16 protein-coding genes are annotated in these 17,955 nt (G+C 72.9%); 4 read left to right on the forward strand and 12 right to left on the reverse strand.

Annotated features, from left to right (window positions below; genetic code table 11):
* The first annotated feature begins 55 nt into the window (after window positions 1–55).
* Window positions 56–1,096, forward strand: coding sequence for a phosphotransferase family protein (locus tag ACRAKH_RS18240; protein ID WP_380719638.1), 1,041 nt, complete (start codon window positions 56–58; stop codon window positions 1,094–1,096).
* Here the strand turns inward: ACRAKH_RS18240 and ACRAKH_RS18245 are convergent.
* From ACRAKH_RS18245 to ACRAKH_RS18260, 4 genes are all read right to left on the reverse strand, one after another.
* Window positions 1,090–2,451, reverse strand: a complete 1,362-nt coding sequence (locus ACRAKH_RS18245; protein ID WP_380719636.1) for an AbfB domain-containing protein — start codon at window positions 2,449–2,451, stop codon at window positions 1,090–1,092. The two genes, ACRAKH_RS18240 and ACRAKH_RS18245, sit on opposite strands and share 7 nt — an antisense overlap.
* A gap of 60 nt (window positions 2,452–2,511) precedes the next feature.
* On the reverse strand, window positions 2,512–3,993 hold the full coding sequence (locus tag ACRAKH_RS18250) for a family 43 glycosylhydrolase (RefSeq protein WP_380719634.1): 1,482 nt from the start codon (window positions 3,991–3,993) through the stop codon (window positions 2,512–2,514).
* Between the two features lie 256 nt (window positions 3,994–4,249).
* Window positions 4,250–5,443 carry an MFS transporter gene (locus ACRAKH_RS18255; protein ID WP_380719632.1) on the reverse strand — a complete coding sequence of 398 codons (1,194 nt, stop codon included), beginning with the start codon at window positions 5,441–5,443 and terminating at the stop codon, window positions 4,250–4,252.
* Window positions 5,440–5,802, reverse strand: coding sequence for a ClpX C4-type zinc finger protein (locus ACRAKH_RS18260; protein ID WP_380719630.1), 363 nt, complete (start codon window positions 5,800–5,802; stop codon window positions 5,440–5,442). The genes ACRAKH_RS18255 and ACRAKH_RS18260 overlap by 4 nt, the downstream gene beginning before the upstream one ends.
* Window positions 5,803–5,955: 153 nt before the next feature.
* Between ACRAKH_RS18260 and ACRAKH_RS18265 the strand changes: the two genes are divergently transcribed.
* On the forward strand, window positions 5,956–6,834 hold the full coding sequence (locus ACRAKH_RS18265; RefSeq protein WP_380719628.1) for a bile acid:sodium symporter family protein: 879 nt from the start codon (window positions 5,956–5,958) through the stop codon (window positions 6,832–6,834).
* 383 nt (window positions 6,835–7,217) lie between these two features.
* On the opposite strand, the gene ACRAKH_RS18270 is transcribed toward ACRAKH_RS18265, so the two are convergent.
* The 6 genes from ACRAKH_RS18270 to ACRAKH_RS18295 form a co-directional block, all read right to left on the reverse strand.
* On the reverse strand, window positions 7,218–9,488 hold the full coding sequence (locus ACRAKH_RS18270; protein ID WP_380719625.1) for a catalase: 2,271 nt from the start codon (window positions 9,486–9,488) through the stop codon (window positions 7,218–7,220).
* Between the two features lie 101 nt (window positions 9,489–9,589).
* Window positions 9,590–9,988 carry a GNAT family N-acetyltransferase gene (locus ACRAKH_RS18275; RefSeq protein ID WP_380719623.1) on the reverse strand — a complete coding sequence of 133 codons (399 nt, stop codon included), beginning with the start codon at window positions 9,986–9,988 and terminating at the stop codon, window positions 9,590–9,592.
* Window positions 9,989–10,179: 191 nt separating this feature from the next.
* Entirely contained in the window at window positions 10,180–10,590 is a 411-nt protein-coding gene (locus ACRAKH_RS18280) for an STAS domain-containing protein (protein WP_380719621.1), read from the reverse strand.
* 207 nt (window positions 10,591–10,797) lie between these two features.
* Window positions 10,798–11,298: an SRPBCC family protein gene (locus ACRAKH_RS18285; RefSeq protein WP_380719619.1), complete on the reverse strand. Its 501-nt coding sequence runs from the start codon at window positions 11,296–11,298 to the stop codon at window positions 10,798–10,800.
* Window positions 11,295–11,648: a metalloregulator ArsR/SmtB family transcription factor gene (locus ACRAKH_RS18290; RefSeq protein WP_380719616.1), complete on the reverse strand. Its 354-nt coding sequence runs from the start codon at window positions 11,646–11,648 to the stop codon at window positions 11,295–11,297. The genes ACRAKH_RS18285 and ACRAKH_RS18290 overlap by 4 nt, the downstream gene beginning before the upstream one ends.
* A 22-nt stretch (window positions 11,649–11,670) precedes the next feature.
* Window positions 11,671–12,792 carry a M20 family metallopeptidase gene (locus ACRAKH_RS18295; RefSeq protein ID WP_380719615.1) on the reverse strand — a complete coding sequence of 374 codons (1,122 nt, stop codon included), beginning with the start codon at window positions 12,790–12,792 and terminating at the stop codon, window positions 11,671–11,673.
* Window positions 12,793–12,900: 108 nt separating this feature from the next.
* Here ACRAKH_RS18295 and ACRAKH_RS18300 point away from each other — a divergent pair, with 108 nt between their 5' ends.
* Both ACRAKH_RS18300 and ACRAKH_RS18305 read left to right on the forward strand, forming a co-directional pair.
* Window positions 12,901–13,239: a hypothetical protein gene (locus ACRAKH_RS18300; protein WP_380719613.1), complete on the forward strand. Its 339-nt coding sequence runs from the start codon at window positions 12,901–12,903 to the stop codon at window positions 13,237–13,239.
* Complete coding sequence (locus ACRAKH_RS18305) at window positions 13,236–13,472, forward strand: DUF6343 family protein (RefSeq protein ID WP_380719611.1); 237 nt, start codon at window positions 13,236–13,238, stop codon at window positions 13,470–13,472. The genes ACRAKH_RS18300 and ACRAKH_RS18305 overlap by 4 nt, the downstream gene beginning before the upstream one ends.
* 15 nt (window positions 13,473–13,487) lie before the next feature.
* Here ACRAKH_RS18305 and ACRAKH_RS18310 read toward each other — a convergent pair whose 3' ends face one another.
* On the reverse strand, window positions 13,488–14,357 hold the full coding sequence (locus ACRAKH_RS18310) for an isocitrate lyase/PEP mutase family protein (protein WP_380719610.1): 870 nt from the start codon (window positions 14,355–14,357) through the stop codon (window positions 13,488–13,490).
* 278 nt (window positions 14,358–14,635) lie between these two features.
* Window positions 14,636–17,908, reverse strand: coding sequence for a hypothetical protein (locus ACRAKH_RS18315; RefSeq protein ID WP_380719608.1), 3,273 nt, complete (start codon window positions 17,906–17,908; stop codon window positions 14,636–14,638).
* Between the last annotated feature and the right edge of the window lie 47 nt (window positions 17,909–17,955).

Raw genomic sequence — 17,955 nt, forward strand, 5'->3', positions numbered from 1 at the left:
TCCGCGTCCGGGTCAACCGGATTACGGCCGGCCCTCCGTGCGCGATCATGGCGGCATGCCCCCGGAGAACGAGCGTCCCGCGTCGCGGAGACACCTCGGCGTCGACGACCTGCGTGATGTGGCGAGAGCGGCGTTCGGGACACGCGGGCTGGTGTCCGCCGAGCGGCTGCGCGGCGGCACGAAGAAGGGCGTCTACCGGTTGCGGTCGGCCGACGGCGCGAGTGCGATCGCCTACGTCTGGCACCCCGACGAGGACTTCTGGCCGGACGCGCCCGGCGACCCGGAGGACCCGTTCCGGCACGCCTCCGGGCTCGGGCTGTTCGAGGACGCCCACGCCCGGCTGACGGCCGTGGGCGTGCGCGTGCCGCGGCTGCTCCTGCGCGAGCCGGGGGGACGGCTGGGTGACGTGGCGGTGGTCGAGGACGTCCGCGGCGGCACGCTGGAACGGCTGATCGCCCGTGACCCCCGGCGCGCGGAAGCGGTGCTCGCGCGGCTCGGGACGGCGGTCCGCGCCATGCACGCCGCCGCCACCACCGACCCGGCGCGGCACGACGGCGTGGAGCACGTCGTGCTGCGCCGGGCGCTGGCCCACCTCGCCGAGGCCGCCGCCCGCGTCGACCGGATCGCCGACGCGGCCGAGCGGCTGGCCGACCTGCTGCGGTCACGGCACGCCGCTGTCGTGCCGCGTTCGCGGTTCGGCCTGGTGCACGGCGAGCTGGGGCCCGACCACGTCCTGGTCGACGCCGACCTGGACGAGCCGGTGCTCATCGACATCGAGGGCGTGATGGCGTTCGACGTCGAGTGGGAGCACGCGTTCCTGGAGCTCCGCTTCGGCCCGCACTACCACCACTTCGCCGATCCCGCCCTCGACCCGGCCCGGTTGGGCCTCTACCGCCTGGCCTGCCACCTGTCGCTGGTGGCCGGTCCGCTGCGGCTGCTGGACGGCGACTTCCCCGACCGCGCCGGGATGGTCGAGATCGTGGAGCAGAACGTCCGCCGCGCGCTGGGGCAGCTGTCGGGGAACGCCGCGGACGCGACACGCCGCCGTGGTGTCGCGCCCGCGGTCCCGGTCGACGCCGACCGCGAAGGTCAGTAGCCGACCTGGAACGTGGCGTCGGCCCGATCGCTCGTGGTGCTGATCGGGTCGATGCGCAGGAGGTAGTTCGCGTGCCGGAGGTACCGGTCGGGGTAGTTGTGCGACCGGAAGGACGTCCAGGCGCCGTCGGCGAGGCCGGCGACGCGGTGGAAGGTGGCGTCGGCGGCGAAGGCGGCGCTGCCGTCGTTCACCGCCAGGCCCACCACGAAGCCGCTGTGCCGCAGGTACCGGTCGGGGTAGTTGACCGAGCGGAACGACACGCCCGACGCCGAGGCGAGGCCGGGCACCAGGCGCCACTGCGAGTCCTGGTACGGGTCGAACGGGTAGGGGTCGATGCGCCCGGCGTTGTCCGCGTGCCGGACGAGGTGGTCGGGGTAGTTGTAGGACTTGATCCGGTTCCACGCCGGGGCGCCCCAGTGGGCCAGCAGGTTGGCGTGCTCGGTGGCGGTGATGCCGCAGATGGTGGGGTGCTTGGCGTTGAGCGGCTGGGTGTACTGCGCCTTGGTGAGCGGCGTCCACGAGTTGGTGTTGATGTCGCCGCTGCGCCACGCGTACAGCTCGCCGTTGACCGGGGCGAACGAGTCGCCCCACAGCCACCACTCGTTGCGGTTGTGGGCCTTGACGACGATCGGCGCCTCGATGCCGCCGTTGACGACGCCGCTGGTGTAGGTGGTGAAGCTGCGCGGGTCGAGCGTGGCGGAGCGGGCGCCGTAGAGGCGGCCGTCGGCGAAGCTCTTGTAGTACAGGAAGTTCACGCCGTTGCCGACGTGCACGGTGGCGTCCAGGACGTTGAAGCCGGGGTCGAAGAACAGCTGCGGCGGGCCGATGTTCACGAAGTCGGTGGTGTAGTTCACCCAGATGCCGTCACGGCCGCCGCTGTTGGCCGAGTAGACGATGCCGTACTGGCCGCGCGCGGCGTCCCAGAACGCCTCCGGCGCCCACGTGTGGGTCGGCATCGAGTGCATCTTCAGCCGCCGGTAGCCGGTGAACGACCGGAGGTCCGGTGAGTCCCAGGCGTGGATGTACTGGTTCTGCTGACTGAAGTCCGTGCCGGTCAGGTCGGTCGCCAGGACGATGAACCCGCCGCTCTGCTTGCGCATGATGAACGGGTCGCGCAGGCCGCGGGTCCCCGCCGTGGGCGTGGCGACGGGGTTGTTCTGGTTCAGCGGGGTCCACGTGAGCGCGTCCGTGCTGACCGCCAGGTGCAGCGCGTACCGGTCGGCGATCCGCGACGGTGATTCGGTGAAGTAGCCCATGACGTAGGCGGAGTCGCCGGGCGCGGCGCCGGCGATCCCGGTCTTGGCCAGCGCCAGGGTGGCCAGTCCGCCGGCCAGCAGTGTGCGTCGTTGCAGCATCAGCCTCGTGCCTCTCGAGGGGCCCCAGGGCGGGCGGGAGACACCCGCCCTGGGGGATTCTCATTCGCCGGACGGTGCGGCGAGCGTGGTGCCGAGCCGGACCGGGGTGCCGAAGTTCGGCGTCCCGTCGGCGTTCCAGGTGAACTTCTGCGCGCGGGTGGAGCGGTTCATGTCGCAGCCGCCGGACGCCGAGTCGTTGGCGTGGTAGACGATCCAGTCCTCGGTGCCGTCGGGCGACTTGAAGAACCCGTTGTGGCCGGGCGCGAACACGCCGTTGGCGTCGTTGCGCTGGAAGACCGGGTTGGGCGACTTGGTCCAGTGCGCCCGGTTCAGCGGGTCCGTGCCGGTCAGCGTGAGCAGGCCGAGCTTGTAGTCCGGGCCCCAGCACGCGCTGGCCGAGTACACGATCATCGTGCGACCGTTGTGGTACAGCGGTTCCGCGCCCTCGTTGACCGGGTGCGTCTGCCGTTCCCAGGCCAGGGTGGGCTGGGAGATCGTGCGCCGTGCGCCGCTGATCGTGTACGGGTTGGACAGCGGGGTGATGGTCAGCGACTGGGTGCCGTCGATGGCGCTGCCCATCAGGTACAGGCGGCCGTTGTGCTGCAGGATGCTCGGGTCCAGCTCCCACGTGTTGCCCAGGTCGGCCTTGAACGTGTACGGGCCCATCGGGTCCGTGCCGGCGCTCTCGATGACGTGCAGGCGCTGCGTGGGGTTGAAGTCCGGCACGTTCTGCCCGGCCACGTAGTAGAGGTACCAGCGGCCGTTGAGGAGGTGGAACTCCGGCGCCCACATGTTGCAGCACCCGTTCGCGCGGCCCGCCAGGTTGAAGATCACCTGGTCCGGCGCGGAGGACAGGCCGGCCAGGGTGGTCGAGCGGCGCATGGTGATCGTGGAGTTCCACGTCGTCGTGGCCAGGTAGTAGTAGCCGTTGTGGTACTGCAGCCAGGGGTCCGGGCCGTTGCGCTTGATCGGGTTGGCGAACGTCCCCGGCGTCTGCGCGCCCAGCTTCACGAGCTGCCACTGCTGGTTCGTGCCGCCGGTGTCGGGCCACTGGATGATCTGCGCGCCGTCGGCGGTGGAGAAGTCGAGCACGTCCACCGCCTTGCCGCTGTTGCGGTTGATCAGCCGGACGAACCCGCCCGCGGAGTCGGCCAGCCGGAACTGCTGGTTCGTCGCGTTGCGGTCGGTCCACTGGATCAGGTTCGCGCGGTCGGCGGTCGAGGCGCCCTCGATGTCGAGGACCTTGCCGCTGTGCACCGACCGGAGCCGGTAGTAGCCGCCGCCGGAGTCGATGAAGCGCCACTGCTGCCAGGCGCCGTCGTTGCGGGTGTACTGCGAGATGCGGGCGCCGTCGTTGGTGGCGAGGTTGTAGACGTCGAGCGCTTTGTTGCTGTTGCGGTTGACCAGCACGTACGTGGCGTTGACGTCGACCACGGCGGCCGAGGCGACGGGCGGCACGGCCGCGGTCAACGCCCCGAGCAGCGTGGTGACGACCGCGACGACGAAGCCACCGCGTCGCACGTTCCGATAAGCCGAACTCATGGTTGCTCTCCCTGCGACGCTGCATGGACGAACACACGACGGTCCGCTCCGCGGGGGACGTGGGGCGGACCGCTGGTGGGGCGGCGTGAGCGGCGGTTCGCGACCGCGGTGGACGGGATCACCGACCACCCGACCGCACGGCTGTTAACGCTAACAGCACTTTCCGCCGGACTTCAATAGGCAACTTGCCCTTAACTTGACACGCTGGCTTGGTGTCGAATGGTTTCAACACCATTGCGCGAACGGCCGCGCTTTCTTACCTGTTAGCGATAACAGACGGCCGCGTGCGCCCCGCCGTCGTCACGGTCGCGAGCACGGCGACCCAGCCGGCGAACACCAGCGACGTCGTGCGCGGCCCCACCGCGTCGAGCAGCACGCCGGCGGCGCCCGCGCCCACCGGGGTCGCCGCCCAGATCAGCACGCTGAACGCGGTGCCGACCCGGCCGAGCAGGTGGTCCGGCGTGACCTCCAGCTGGTGGCTCAGCGCGGCCACCCCGAAGCACGGCATGGACACCGTGAACAGGGCCAGCACGACACCGATCGCGACGAGGTCGCGGGCGAACGCCAGCACGACCCACAGCACTGCCTGCAGCCACACCACGGACAGCAGCAGCCCCGTCAACCCGAGGCGCGCCTTGAGCTTCGGCGCGACCGCCGCACCCACCACACCGCCGACGCCGAGCGCCGCGAACAGCGCGCCGATCACGGCCGGTGACGCGTCCCGCGCCGTCACGATCGCGACCAGCGCGATGCCGGAGACGGCCACCTGCAACCCGGCGGCGGTGAGCGCGATCGACCGCAGCGACCCGTGCCGCCACAACCACCGCACGCCTTCGCCGACCTCGGCCCGCAACGACCGCCTCGCCCGCGGTTCCGACGCGCGGAAAGGCGTGCGCACCAACGAGAGGCACAGCGCGGAGGCCAGGAACGACACCGCGTCCACGACGAACGGCAGGCCGCGGGACAGCTGCAGCAGCAGGCCACCGACCGGGCCGGCCAGCACGCCGGTCGCCGCCTGGGCGGTCTCCACGGTCGACACGGCGGTCGTCAGGTGGTCCTTGCCGACCACGTTGGGCAGCACGGCGTTCTCGGCCGCGCTGAAGAACACGTGCAGCACGCCGCCGACCAGCCCGGTGGCGAACAGGTGCGCCGGGGTCAGCACGCCGAAGAGCAGCGCCACCGGCACGCTCGCCATGGTGGCCGCGCGCCCCAGGTCGCACCACACCATCGTCCGGCGGCGGTCCCAGCGGTCCACCAGCGCGCCGGCGGGCAGGCCGAGCACCAGGTACGGCACGGCGCGCACGGCGGCGAGCGCGCCGGCCGCGGTGGCGGACCCGGTGAGGGCGAGCATCAGCAGCGGGTAGGCGAGCTGCGAGACGCCGTTGCCGAACGACGACAGCGTCTGCCCGGCCCAGACCAGCCGGAAGTCGCGGACGCGCCACACCGTCACGCGAACCGCTCCCACGCGGACTGGCGGCTCATGCCGAGCGCCGCGCCGATGCGGGCCCAGGTGACGCCGCGGTCGCGCAGCTCGGCGACCCGGTCCCGCAGCCCCGTCTCGACCTGGGCGGCGGTCGCCGCGATGCGCGGCAGGTGGCCGAGCAGCTCGTCGTCGGACATGGCCGACCACTCCGGGACGGTGACGTCGGACGTGCCGCCGTCGCCGGCGGGGTTCTCGGCGTCGGCGTCGAGGATCGCGACGCAGGCCGACACGCAGCCGTCGCAGATGTAGATGCCCGGCCCGCTGACGATCTTGCGCACCTCGGCGGCGGCCTTGCCGCAGAACGAACAGCCCGGCGGGTGGGTCATCGGCGCTCCCGTGGTTGTCAGGCACTGCCTGACAGCGTAGCGCGGATCACCGAATGCCATCGAAGTGCCGCCGGATCTCCCGATTCGTCCCGTTCTGGGAGAGGATGCGCTCCTCCCGACCGCGGGTTCGACGCAGAAACGCAGGTGATCGCCATGGGCTCCGCACTGACGAGCGTCGGCCTCCCGATCGCGCTGGCCGTGGTCATGTTCGGGCTCGGGCTGTCGCTGACGGTCGCCGACTTCGCCCGCGTCGCCCGCGAGCCCCGCGCGGTGGCGGTCGCCCTGGCCACGCAACTCTTCCTGCTCCCGCTGGTGTGCTTCGGGCTGGTCGTGGCGCTGGGCCTCGACCCGGTGCCGGCGGTGGGCATGATGCTGCTGGCCGCGTCGCCCGGCGGCACCACGGCGAACCTGTTCAGCCACCTGTTCCGGGGCGACGTCGCGCTCAACATCACGCTGACCGCCGTGAACTCGGTGCTCGCCGTGGCGACCCTGCCGCTGGTGGTCAACTTCGCGCTGAACCACTTCGAGCCGCCGGCCGAGGGCGCGGTGGGGCTGGAGTTCGGCAAGGTCGCGCAGGTGTTCGCGATCGTGCTGGTGCCGGTCGTGCTCGGGATGCTGGTGCGGCGCTGGTCCGCCGCGTTCGCCGACCGCGCGGACAAGCCGGTGCGGATCTTCTCGGCGGTGGTGCTGGTGGCGGTGATCGCGGGCACGATCGTCGCCGAGCGCGACAACATCGCGGGCTACCTCGCCGACATCGGCCTGGTGACGGTGCTGTTCTGCGCGTGCAGCCTCGCGGCCGGCTACCTGCTGCCGCGCCTGGCGAGGGTCGGGAAGCGGCAGGCGATCGCGTCGGCGTTCGAGGTCGGCATCCACAACAGCACGCTGGCGATCACGGTCGCGGTGACCGTGCTGGGCAGCGAGCGGCTGGCCGTGCCCGCCGCCGTGTACGGCGTGGTGATGTTCCCGCTGGCCGCCGCGGCCGGGTACCTGCTGACGCGCGCGAGGGTCGGGCGCGACACCGTCGCGGGCTGACCCCTCCCACCTCGCACGGCCGCGGCCGGTCGGTCAGCCGGCGCACACGGGGCACCGGTGCGGTCCCACGGGTCTGGCCCGGCCTCCCCACCCGACCGCGGTCGCGGCCCGCCACAGCGGAGCCCACCCGGGCTCCGCCCGCGGGTGGGTGCGCCCGCAGTGGTCGCAGATCAGGACGAGGGTCGAGGCGTCGGGGTCATCCGGGATGGCGGTCACTATCGGCTTTCCGGCAGGCGGCGTCGGACGGGCGCCGGCCGCGTGCGCGTGCCACGGCCGGCGCCTGGTCGTGCACCCCTGGGATTCTGGTGCCGCCCCACTTCCCGGATGACCGTTTGCCGCCCTCCGGACCTTGCGATCACCTTGCGATGCGCTCGTCCGGCCCGTCAGGCGACGGTCGCGGGGAACCTCTCCCACACCCGGTGGGCGCCGAGGAGTTCGACGACCTGCCCGAACACCTCCGCCGGGGTGTCGCCGACGACCACACCGGGGTCGCCCTCCGCGCATCCCGCCTCCAGCAGCGCGTTGCGGCCCGTGCCCCACGCGCCGATGGCCTTGGCGTGCCGGAAGCACTCCTGGACCATCAGCACCACGCGCGGGTCGACGGACACGGCGGGCGCGGCGGCCTTGGCGTCGCGGTTCGGCAGCGCGTCCGGGGCGGGCGGCGGCGCGGCGGCCACGAGCAGCGCGTCGAACTCGATCGACCGGGCGGTGAGGAACGTCCGCTGCGCGTCGAGCCCGTCCTCCAGCTGCCCGCCGCGCGCGGCGATGATCAGCGGCGTGAGGCCGGCGGCGTCGATCGTGGAGCGCAGCTGGTGCAGGCCGTCGAGGCTGTCGGGGTCGTCCGCGTCCACGACGATGCCGATCATCCGGCCCTCCACCGGCCACACCTGCCCGACCTGCGACAACGCCGGGCTCGGCGTCACCTCGGGCACGGGCACGGTCGCTTCCGGCGCGGGCAGGCCGAGGCCTTGGGCGACCAGCGCGCACAGCTCGGCGTCCACGTTGGCCAGCACCCGCAGCTGGCGTTCCTTGATCGCCTGCTCGTAGCACTTGCCCAGCTCGAACGTGAACGCCCGCACCACGTGCTCGCGCTCCACCGCGCTCAGGCTCCGGTAGAACAGCCGCGGCTGGGTGAAGTGGTCCTGGAACGACGTCGGCGACTCGCGCCGCTTGACCGACTCGGCCACCGGCTGCGGCACCTCGATGTACGCGCCGACGTCCGCGCCCGCCATGAACGGGCAGCCGCCGTCCAGCGTGTTCGGCTTGTACGGCGCCACGCCGCTGTGCACGGCGTGCTGGTGGAACCCGTCGCGGAACATGTCGTTGACGGGCGCGTGCGGCCGGTTGATCGGGATCTGCCCGAAGTTCGGTCCGCCCAGCCGGCTCAGCTGGGTGTCGAGGTAGGAGAACAGGCGGGCCTGGAGCAGCGGGTCGTCGGTGACGTCGATGCCGGGCGGCAGGTGCCCGACGTGGAACGCCACCTGCTCGGTCTCGGCGAAGAAGTTCGTCGTGTTCCGGTTGAGCGTGAGCATGCCGATCGCCTGCACCGGCGCGAGCTCCTCCGGCACGATCTTCGTCGGGTCGAGCAGGTCGATGCCCTCGAACGTCTGCTCCGGCGTGTCCGGGAAGACCTGGATGCCCAGCTCGAACTGCGGGAACGCGCCGGACTCGATGGCGTCGGCGAGGTCGCGGCGGTGGAAGTCCGGGTCGACGCCGTTGATCAGCTGCGCCTCCTCCCACAGCAGGGAGTGCACGCCCAGCTTCGGCTTCCAGTGGAACTTCGCCAGCGACGTCACGCCGTCCGCGTTGACCAGGCGGAACGTGTGGACGCCGAAGCCCTCCATCATCCGGTAGGAGCGGGGCACGCCCCGGTCGGACATGTGCCACATGACGTGGTGGGTGGCCTCGGTGTGCAGGGACACGAAGTCCCAGAACGTGTCGTGCGCGCTCTGCGCCTGCGGGATCTCCCGGTCCGGGTGCGGCTTGGCGGCGTGGATGATGTCCGGGAACTTGATGCCGTCCTGGATGAAGAACACCGGGATGTTGTTGGCCACCAGGTCGAACGTGCCCTCGTCGGTGTAGAACTTCGTGGCGAACCCCCGCGTGTCACGGACGGTGTCCGCCGAGCCGCGCGAACCCACGACGGTGGAGAACCGGGTGAACACGGGAGTGGTCGCGCCCTCCGCCAGGAACCCGGCCTTGCACACCTGGGACGCGGTGCCGTAGCCGACGAACACGCCGTGCGCCGCCGAACCCCGCGCGTGCACCACCCGTTCAGGGATGCGCTCGTGGTCGAAGTGGGTGATCTTCTCGCGCAGGTGGTGGTCCTGGAGCAACGTCGGGCCGCGTTCGCCGGCCTTGAGCGAGTGGTCGGTGTCGTACAGCCGCGCGCCCTGCGCCGTCGTGAGGTACTCCCCCTGCTGCTCCCGGACGTCCGCCGCGGCGCCGGTCCCCGCGCCGGTGGCGCTGAGCGTCGCCGGTGACGCCTGGTCAGGCTTGCGCGGCAGCGGGCCCTGCGGCTCGCTCGGCGGGTCCACCGGCGGCGGCGCGCTGCCCGGCCTGCCGGGCGCGGGCGGCGTCACCAGGTCGGCGACCTTCTCGACGGCTTTGTCCAGCGCCTCTTTCACGACCTTCGCTGGCTTGATCGGGTCCACGTGCTCCTCCTCGTCGGCAGTCGAACGCCGACTACCCGGGTGGGAGCGACCTACACGCGGTGACCGCCGACGGGAACGTCACAAGGCCACCGGCGGGAACGTCACAACGGGATGAGCCCCGCCGGGGTGGGCTGGAATCCGCACCCGTCGAAGTAGAACGGCCGGAGGTGGTCGTCGAAGTCGACGTGCAGCCACTCGCACCCGGCGGCCCGCGCCCCCTCCACCGCCGTGGCGACGAGCGCCCGGCCGACGCCCTGCCGACGCGCCGCTCCCGCGACGAGCGTGTCGAGGATGAACGCGTGCGCGGCGCCGTCCCACGCGACGTTGACGAACCCGACCAGGTCGCCGTCACGGCGTGCGGTCACCCAGCCGAGGCTGTGCCGGTTCACCTGGCCCCACCAGTCGTCGTCCAGCACGCGGTGGTCGAAGCCCTCCGCGTGCAGCACGTTGACCTCGTCGTTGCCGAACCGCCCGCGCCACTCGTAGTCGTAGTTGATCATCGCCGCAGCATAGGGACCGCCGCACGGCGCGCTGTTCGCTCGATGGACCGCCGGCGTCCGGGCCGGTGGCCAACGTGGCGACCGCCGACCGGCCGTTCCCGCGGGCACGTCCGCACGCGATGTCATCACCCGGCCCTGCCGGCGGCGCCACGATGCTCGTGGCGTCACCGGATCGGGCGAATACTCGGCCGTCAGCGCACGGCGAACCGGCGGACGCCCCTCGGCGACGGCACCAGGAGCGCTTCGGCCAGCGTCGCGCACGGCTGGATCTCCTGGTCGAGCCCGCTCGCCTCGAACGGTCGCAGCACGTGGCGGTGACAGGCGACCACTCGCAACGCCACACCCGTCGCCTTCGCTGCCAGGTGCCACCGGTGCAGTTCGTTCAGACCGGCGGCGGCGAAGAAGTCGACCTCGGTGAGGTCGACGACGACGGGAGCGGGTGGAGTGGCCAGTGCCAGCCCGACCGCGATCTCGTGCTTCATCTGGGGCACGGTCAACGCGTCGACCTCGCCCGCGACGCGGACGACCACGGCGTAACCATGCACTTGTCGTTCCACCCGGAACGGGAGGTCGTAAAGCTGGTCGTAACGCTGTGTATTCACGGCCGCAGCCTCCTCGGGGTAGAAGAAGGCAGTGGCTGCTGGCTCAACCCGCTGCGGTGACCGACGCTACTCCGTTTGCAGCAGAAGTGCAGCTAAAACCTGTGGTAATGGCCGATCGGGCGACAGCGCGACCCCCCGGTCCGGACCGCCCGCGCCGGCGGTCCCGCGGCGTCGAAGATCAGCCGACGGGACCACCGGGCGAACGCTTCACCCCTCCGTCGTCAACGACTCGAAGTGCGGCTTGAGGGACGGGTAGTAGTCGTCGAAGGCCGGGAGGGGCGTGCCGGCGCGGGAGGCGACGAACATGTCGAGGTAGTACTCCCAGCCGGGGCCGACCTCGCCGATGCCCTCCTCGGTGTCGAGGTGGTGCACCAGGCGCAGCTCGGTGACGCCGTCGACCTCGGACAGCAGCAGCTCCATGCGCCACGTCCCCGCGTCGTCCACCATCGACAGGGCCAGCCGCCGGGGCGGGTCGCAGGCGTCGACGCGCACCTCGACCCACGGCGCCTGCTCCTCGAACACCATCCGCACCTTGACCGTGCGCCCCGGTCCGCCCTCGCCCTCCCAGGGCCCGAACCACCTCGCGGTGCGCTCGGGTTCGGTCAGGCCGGCCCACACGTCGTCGGCGAGCGCGCGGAACGTGCGGGTGATCACCAGGTCGCTGCCCGCGTCGGTGCGGAACAGCCGACCGGTGGGGATGGGGGTCATGCCGTGTTCTCCTTGGGTTGGTCCGCGCGGCGTTCCCGCCGGGCGCGGTAGACCTCGGTCTCCAGGGCGTCGAGGTGGTGCTCCAGTCCGGTGGGCCGGGTGAAGCCGGCGAGCCACCGCGTGAGCGGCGTGAGGCGGGAGGCGTCGAGCGCGTAGAACCGCTGCCTGCCCACGACCTCGTCGCGGACCAGCCCGCTCTCCCGCAGCACCCGCAGGTGCCTGCTCACGGCGGGCCGGCTGATCGCGAACCGCTCGGCGATCTGCCCGGCCGACAGGCGCGCGTCGCCGCGCAGCATCTCCAGGATCTCCCGCCGCACCGGGTCGGCGATCGCCGCCGCCACCTCGTCCACACCCGGAAGCGTAACCAGTGGGTTACGCGTTGGGCAATGCCCCCAGGCCCTCCAGGAACGCGGTCAGCGCCCGCCGGTACGGCTCCACGGTCGTCAGGTCGGCGTACTCGTCCGGCCCGTGCTGCCCGTCGCCGCCGACCCCGAAGATCACCGCGTCGACGCCGCGCTGGAAGTAGAACCGGGAGTCCGCCGCGCCGTGCTTGCGCAGCAGGTCACCGGAGTAGCCCTCGGCGCGGGCGGCGCGCCGCAACGCGACCACGTCGGGGTTGTCCGGCTCGGCCCGGTGCGGCGGTTCGACGTGGTCGACGGCGGCGGTGACGCCCGGCGGGCACAAGGCGGTGACGTGGGCGGCGATCTCGTCCGGGTCGCGGCCGGTGAAGTCGGCGTCCTCCGGCGGGAACCGGACGTCCAGCCACGCGGTCGCGTCCGCGGGGACCTGGTTGAGCGCCTCGTTCCCGGACGAGATCCGCGCGACGTTCACCGTGGTCCGCCACTCCTCCCGGGTGGCCACCGGGTACGCGTCGAGCACCGCCTCGACCGCGCGCATCACCTTGACGAGCGCGTTGTCGCCCAACCACTGGTAGGCGCTGTGCCCGGCGCGGCCGACCGCGTGCAGCCGCACCGTGCACAGGCCCTTGGACTCGGTGACGACGCGCAGCGCGCTGTGCTCGCCGATCACCACGAACGACCCGGTGACTCCCTGCTCCAGCTGGTGCAGGGTGCCGTCACGGCCGCCGACCTCCTCGTCGGTGACGAGCTGGAGCGCGACCGGGAACGGCAGGCGGGCGGCCGTGTCGCGGAACACCGACGCCAGGACCAGCGCGGACAGCTTCATGTCCTGCGTGCCGCGGCCGATGAGCCGGTCGCCCTCCCGCCGGGGCCGGAACTGCCCGTCCGCGCCCGGCACCACGTCCAAGTGCGCGTTGAGGATCAAGCGGAAGTGGGGACGGCGCTCCCCCGCGTACACGAGCGCGCTCGGCTTGCCGCCCGACTCGAACCGCTCCACCGTGAAGCCCGGCCCGACGACGTCGAGCACGAGCTCCAGCGCGCGGCGCAGGTCGTCGGGCCGGTCGGCGGTGGAGCGGATGGCGAGCAGCCGTTCGGCCAGGGCGAGCAGGGACGGCGAGGCGGGCAGCGGGTCCATCCCGCCATCGTGCCCGGTCGCCGCACGGGGCCGCGGCGGATCTCGCACGCTTGATCGACACCGGCCACACCGGGGTGTGGTCCGGCGGGAAGTGGATACCCCACGGCCATGGACGTGGACGCCGATCGCCTGTCGGACGAGGACCTGCGCCGGTTCGTGCTGGACCGGCTCACCGAGGACGAGGAACGCGTGGCCCGCGAGGAGTCGCCGTTGCTCGACGACGCCGAGGGCCGCGGCCGGCTGCGGGTGCTGCGGTCCGACGACGGCCGCGAGCTGCTCCTGGTGCCGGGCACGGCGCACACCCGCGACGACGCCGTCGTGCCGTTCGAGGAGAAGGCGCGGTGGCTGCGCACGGAGGTCGAGCGCACGTCCGACCGCTGGGTGCTCCAGCTCCTCGCCGCCGCCTACGACACGCACCACAGGTGGCAGGAGGAGTGGCGGACGTGACCGGCCCGGTCGACGACGAGGACGGCCTGCCGCCGCGCGCCCCGCCCCGCAGCGCGTTGATCCTCCGGCTGTGGTTGGCCGGGTTCGGGATCGTCTTCAACGCCGTGGCCGCGGTGCTGTGCGTGCGGGCCGGCCTGACCTGGCTGGCCGTGCTGCTCGGCGTGCTGGTGGTCGCGCTGATCGTCGACTTCGGCTGGGTCGTGCACCGCAAGCGGCGCGGCGACCCCGGCTGACCGGGCCCCCTCGGCTCAGCGGACCGGGGACGGGCTGGTCGCCCGCGGCGCCGGGAGGTCGTGGTTGCGGCTGATGTTGTGCTCCAGCAGGGCTTGCGACTCGGCGACGCCGACCGGGCCGTCCGGCAGCACGCCGTCGTGGTCCTTCAACTCCACCAGGACGTCGTCCATCGCGGTCTGCGCGGCGAACAGGCATGGCGTGCTGTAGATCGCCACGTCGACGCCCAACGCGGTCAGCTCCGTCAACGACAGCCGGGGCGACCGACCGCCCGAGATCTGGTTGAACACCACCGGCTTGTCGCGCACCACGTCCCGGACCCGGCGGATCACGTCCACCGACGGCACCCCGTCGACCAGGACCGCGTCGGCGTCCGTCTCGGCGAACGCCGCGGCCCGCCGCAGCATCTCGTCCTCCTCGGTGGCGTCCGTCCGCGCGACGACCACGAGGTCGGTCCGCGCGCCGAGCACGACGTCCAGCTTCTCGAGGTACCGCTCCAACGGCAGCACCACCTTGCCCTCGACGTGCCCGCACCGCCGCGGCCGCCGCTGGTCCTCCAGCACCGCGCCGGACGCGCCCACCTGCTCCAGCGCGCGCACGACCTGGCCCGCCACCTCGGGGTCCACGTACCCGTCGTCGATGTCCACCAGCAGGTGCTGCCGTGGGAACGCGAGCCGCAGCCGCTGCACGAACCCCACCACGTCCGGCCAGGCGATGAACCCGATGTCGGGCAGGCCGTAGTGCGAGGCGGAGAAGCCGAACCCGGACACGAACAGCCCGTCGTAGTGGCGGGCCGCGACCGAGGCCGACAGCATGTCGAAGACGCCGATCAGCGGGGTCGTCCCGGGCGCGGAGACCGCCTCGCGCAGTGCCTTGCCGTAAGCCATGCCACGAACCTAGGCAGCCCCGCCGGACGGGTCGAGATATCGGAAGGATGAGATCCACTCCGCCACCGTGGCGTCCCCACAAACTTGAAAAGCTGTCGCGGTGACCGCCGACAAGCCCCCTGTCCGCTACCGGCTCCCGCCCGCGTGCCGGACGCGTAGTCGGCGCGGTCCTCGGCGTCGCGCTGAATCCTGTCCACCACCGGGGCTCGACACCGCGGGCCTTGATCGCGCACCGCACGATCAAGGCCCGCGGTCGAGTCCGGCGACGACGGCGGCCGTCACTCGGCGGCGGTGAACACGCCCAAGGCGGCCTCCCGCACGTCCGGGTCGTCGTGCCGGCGCAGCGCGCGGAGCAGCGCACGCCACTCCTCGGGCCACCCGGCGTCCGGACCGGCCACCTTCGTGATCGCGAGCGCCGGCACGGCCGCGCCCTCGGCGGCCAGCGTGGTGGCGACGTCGAGCAGCCGTGCCCGCGACAACCGCCGCAACACGCCGCCGAGGTCCCTTTCCACCTCCGCCGCGGCCTGCCACGCCGCCACCGGCCGCACCGCCAGCCGCACCACCTCGCGCAACCCGTCCAGCTCCGCGCCTTCGTCCTCCCACGGCACCGCGGCCACGGTCAAGCTCACCGCCCACGACCGGTAGCCGGCGGCGGCGAGGTCCGGCACGACCGCCCGTGCCGCCGCACGTCCCGCTGCCGAACGGTCCCAGGCCAGACCCTGCACGACCGCCTCGATCCGCTGCCGCGCGGGCAGGTCGCGGTCCTCGACCGCGTCGAACTCACCGTCCACGGCGAGCAACGCGGCGATCGCCTCCCGCAACGGCGCCACGGACGTCGTCGCCGACAGCCGCACCAACGCGGCCAGGGCGTACCGCCAGGTCGCCGTGGCGGAGAGGTCGGACACCCGCGACACCAGCAGCTCCGCGGCCCCGTCCGACCACCGGATCCACGCCGGCAACGCCGACAGCCCCAGCCTGGCCGTGTCCGGGTCGGCCGACCCCGCGACCACCCGCACCAGCTCCGCGTACCGCGCCCGGTGCCGGCGGGCCACCACGTCCGGCCCCTGGTCGAGCACCTCGCCCGCCACCGCCCGCTCGTCCGCGACGGCCCGCCCCAGCAGCTCCCACGCGGCCTCGTCGTCGAGGAACCACCGCGTCGCCGACACCACCGCACGCCGGACGTCCCGGTGCGCGCCGTCCCACGCCCGCGCCAACACCTCCACCGCGCCGGGCGACCGGTGCTGCGCCAACAACCGCACGGCCTCCTTGCGCGCCGTCACCTTCGCGCCGCCGACCACCGGCGCGAGCAGCACGCCGAGGCGCTCGGGCGACGTGAACCGGGCACACCGGCTCAACGCGTACACCGCGACCCGCGCCCGATCGGTGTCGACGTGCGCGAGCAGATCGGGCAGGACGTCACCGGGTTCGTCCGTCCACGCCAACGCGGCCAGCGCCGCCTCCGCCACCTGCACCTCGCGGTCGTCGACGAACCGGCGCACCACCGGCGCCGACCCCGGCACCCGCCCGAGGCCGCGGACCGCCGACGCGCGCTCGAACGGGTTCGCGCCGCGCGACGACGCCAGCGCCGCCAACTCGGCGACGTACGCGGCGACCTGGCGCGGCAACCACCGGTCGAAGCACCCGTGGAACGGGGGCACGTACCGCACGCCCCGCTTCAGGAACCGGCCGTGCGCCGGCCGACCGATCACCCGGTCCAGCAGGTCCGTGCGCCGCCACGCGACCACCTGCCGCACCGCCGCCAGCGTGATCGTGGACGGGTCGTCGGCGAGCACCCGCTCCACGCGCTCGTCCCGCGTCCCGCTCGGCGCCAGCCACAGGTCGATCGCGCGCCGCACCACGCCGTCGTCCGCGGCCGACCGCGCCCGGTCCAGGAAACCCTGCAGCTCCGGCATGTCCCACGCCCGCCGGTCCAACCCGGCGGCCAGCCAGAGGACCACCGAGAACCGGCCACGCGCGGCGTCGGCGTCGATCCGCGGCCGCAACGCCGCGAACACCCCGTGCTCCGCCCCGCGCGGCAACACCCGGTACAGCCCGGTCAGGTCGATCCACGCCCCGTGCACCCCGAGGTGCCCCAGACCGGCCAGGCCCGTCTCCACCAGCTCCGGTCGACGCGACACCGCGCCCTCCCGGATCAACGACTGGGCCAACCTCCGCACCGCGTACTTCGTCTGCGGCGAGCAGTCCCGCGCCTGGGCGGCGTCGAGCATCACCTTGCCCACCGCGTCCGCCTCCGCCGGCCGGAACAGCCACGCCGGGACCTCCCCCAACGCCGCGACCGCCCGTCCCCGCACGGGGTCCTGCTCGTTGGAGAGCCTCGTCAACCCCGCCACCACACCACCGAAGACGTCCGGATCACGGGTCGCCGCGGCCGCCGCCAGGTACAGCGGGTACGCCTCCGCCCGTTCGTCGGCGGTCGCCCGACGGGTCGCGGCGAGCAGGACGTCCCGCGCCTCCGCCCACGCCAACCGAGCCGTGACGGCCAGCCGACGCGACGGGTCGTCCGCGACCTGGCGCAACCCCAGCAACCGACGCGCGACCACAGCCCGTGCCACGGCCGGCAGTTCGTCCACGGCGGCCGGCGGCACGTCCGGGCGGTCGCCGAACGCGCCCGTGAACACCGCCTCGCGACGCGACGGCGGGATCGTCCGCAGGAACCGGACGAGCGCGTCACCGTCGAGCATGCGCGCGAACGGGATCAGCTCATCGGGACCGGCCGGCGCCAGGGCACGCCACAGGGACCGCCGCTCCGGCACCCGACCCGTCCGACGCGGGTCGACCAGCAACCGCGCCACGCGACGCGGGTCGTGCCGGGCCAGCCGACCGATCACCCGACCCAGGCCCCACGGCAGGGACACGTGCGGCAACACCCGTTCCACCAGGTCGAGCACCCGGTCCGGCGCGGACGGCGCCGCCGCCATCACCGCGCCGTCGAAGCGGTGCCACAACCCCGGCCACCACGCCGTGGTCGTGGCGTCCAACTCCGCCTCCACGAAGTCCAGCACCACCAGCGGGTGCCGACGTCCCAGCGTCGCCCAACTCCCCACCGCGTGCTCCAGGTCGGGCAACAGCGCCGCGACCGTGGCGGACGAGCACATCGCCAGCAGCCCCGCCGCCTCACCGTCCCCGAACCGCTCGCGGACGACCCCCACCAACTCGTCGGCCAACGCCTGGCGCTTCCGCCGCCGCACCCCGCTGTAGAAGCTCTGCCGCAACGCGCCGGGCAGGTGCCGCAACCGTTCCGCGAACACCGCCGCCGACACGTCCAACCGGATCGCCGCGCCGATCGCCTGGCGCACCACCGACGTGTGCCGAGCCGACAGGCACCGCTCAACGTGCTCCCGGTCCCCGGCCACGTACGCCAGGTGCAACGCGATCCGCTGCTCGAACTCGCCCCGCCCCTCCAGCTCCCGCAACAACGCTCCCAGCTCACCGGAGCCGGCCAACTCGCGCGCGGTGTGGGCGAGCAGCCGCTGCCGCGCACCGTAGGGCAGCGGGTCGAGGGCCTTGAGCAGACGTCGCACAGTGGTCACCGCGGGATTCTGAACCACCCGACCGCCCACCTGCCACCAGATTGCCA

This window comes from Saccharothrix hoggarensis (assembly GCF_052936025.1).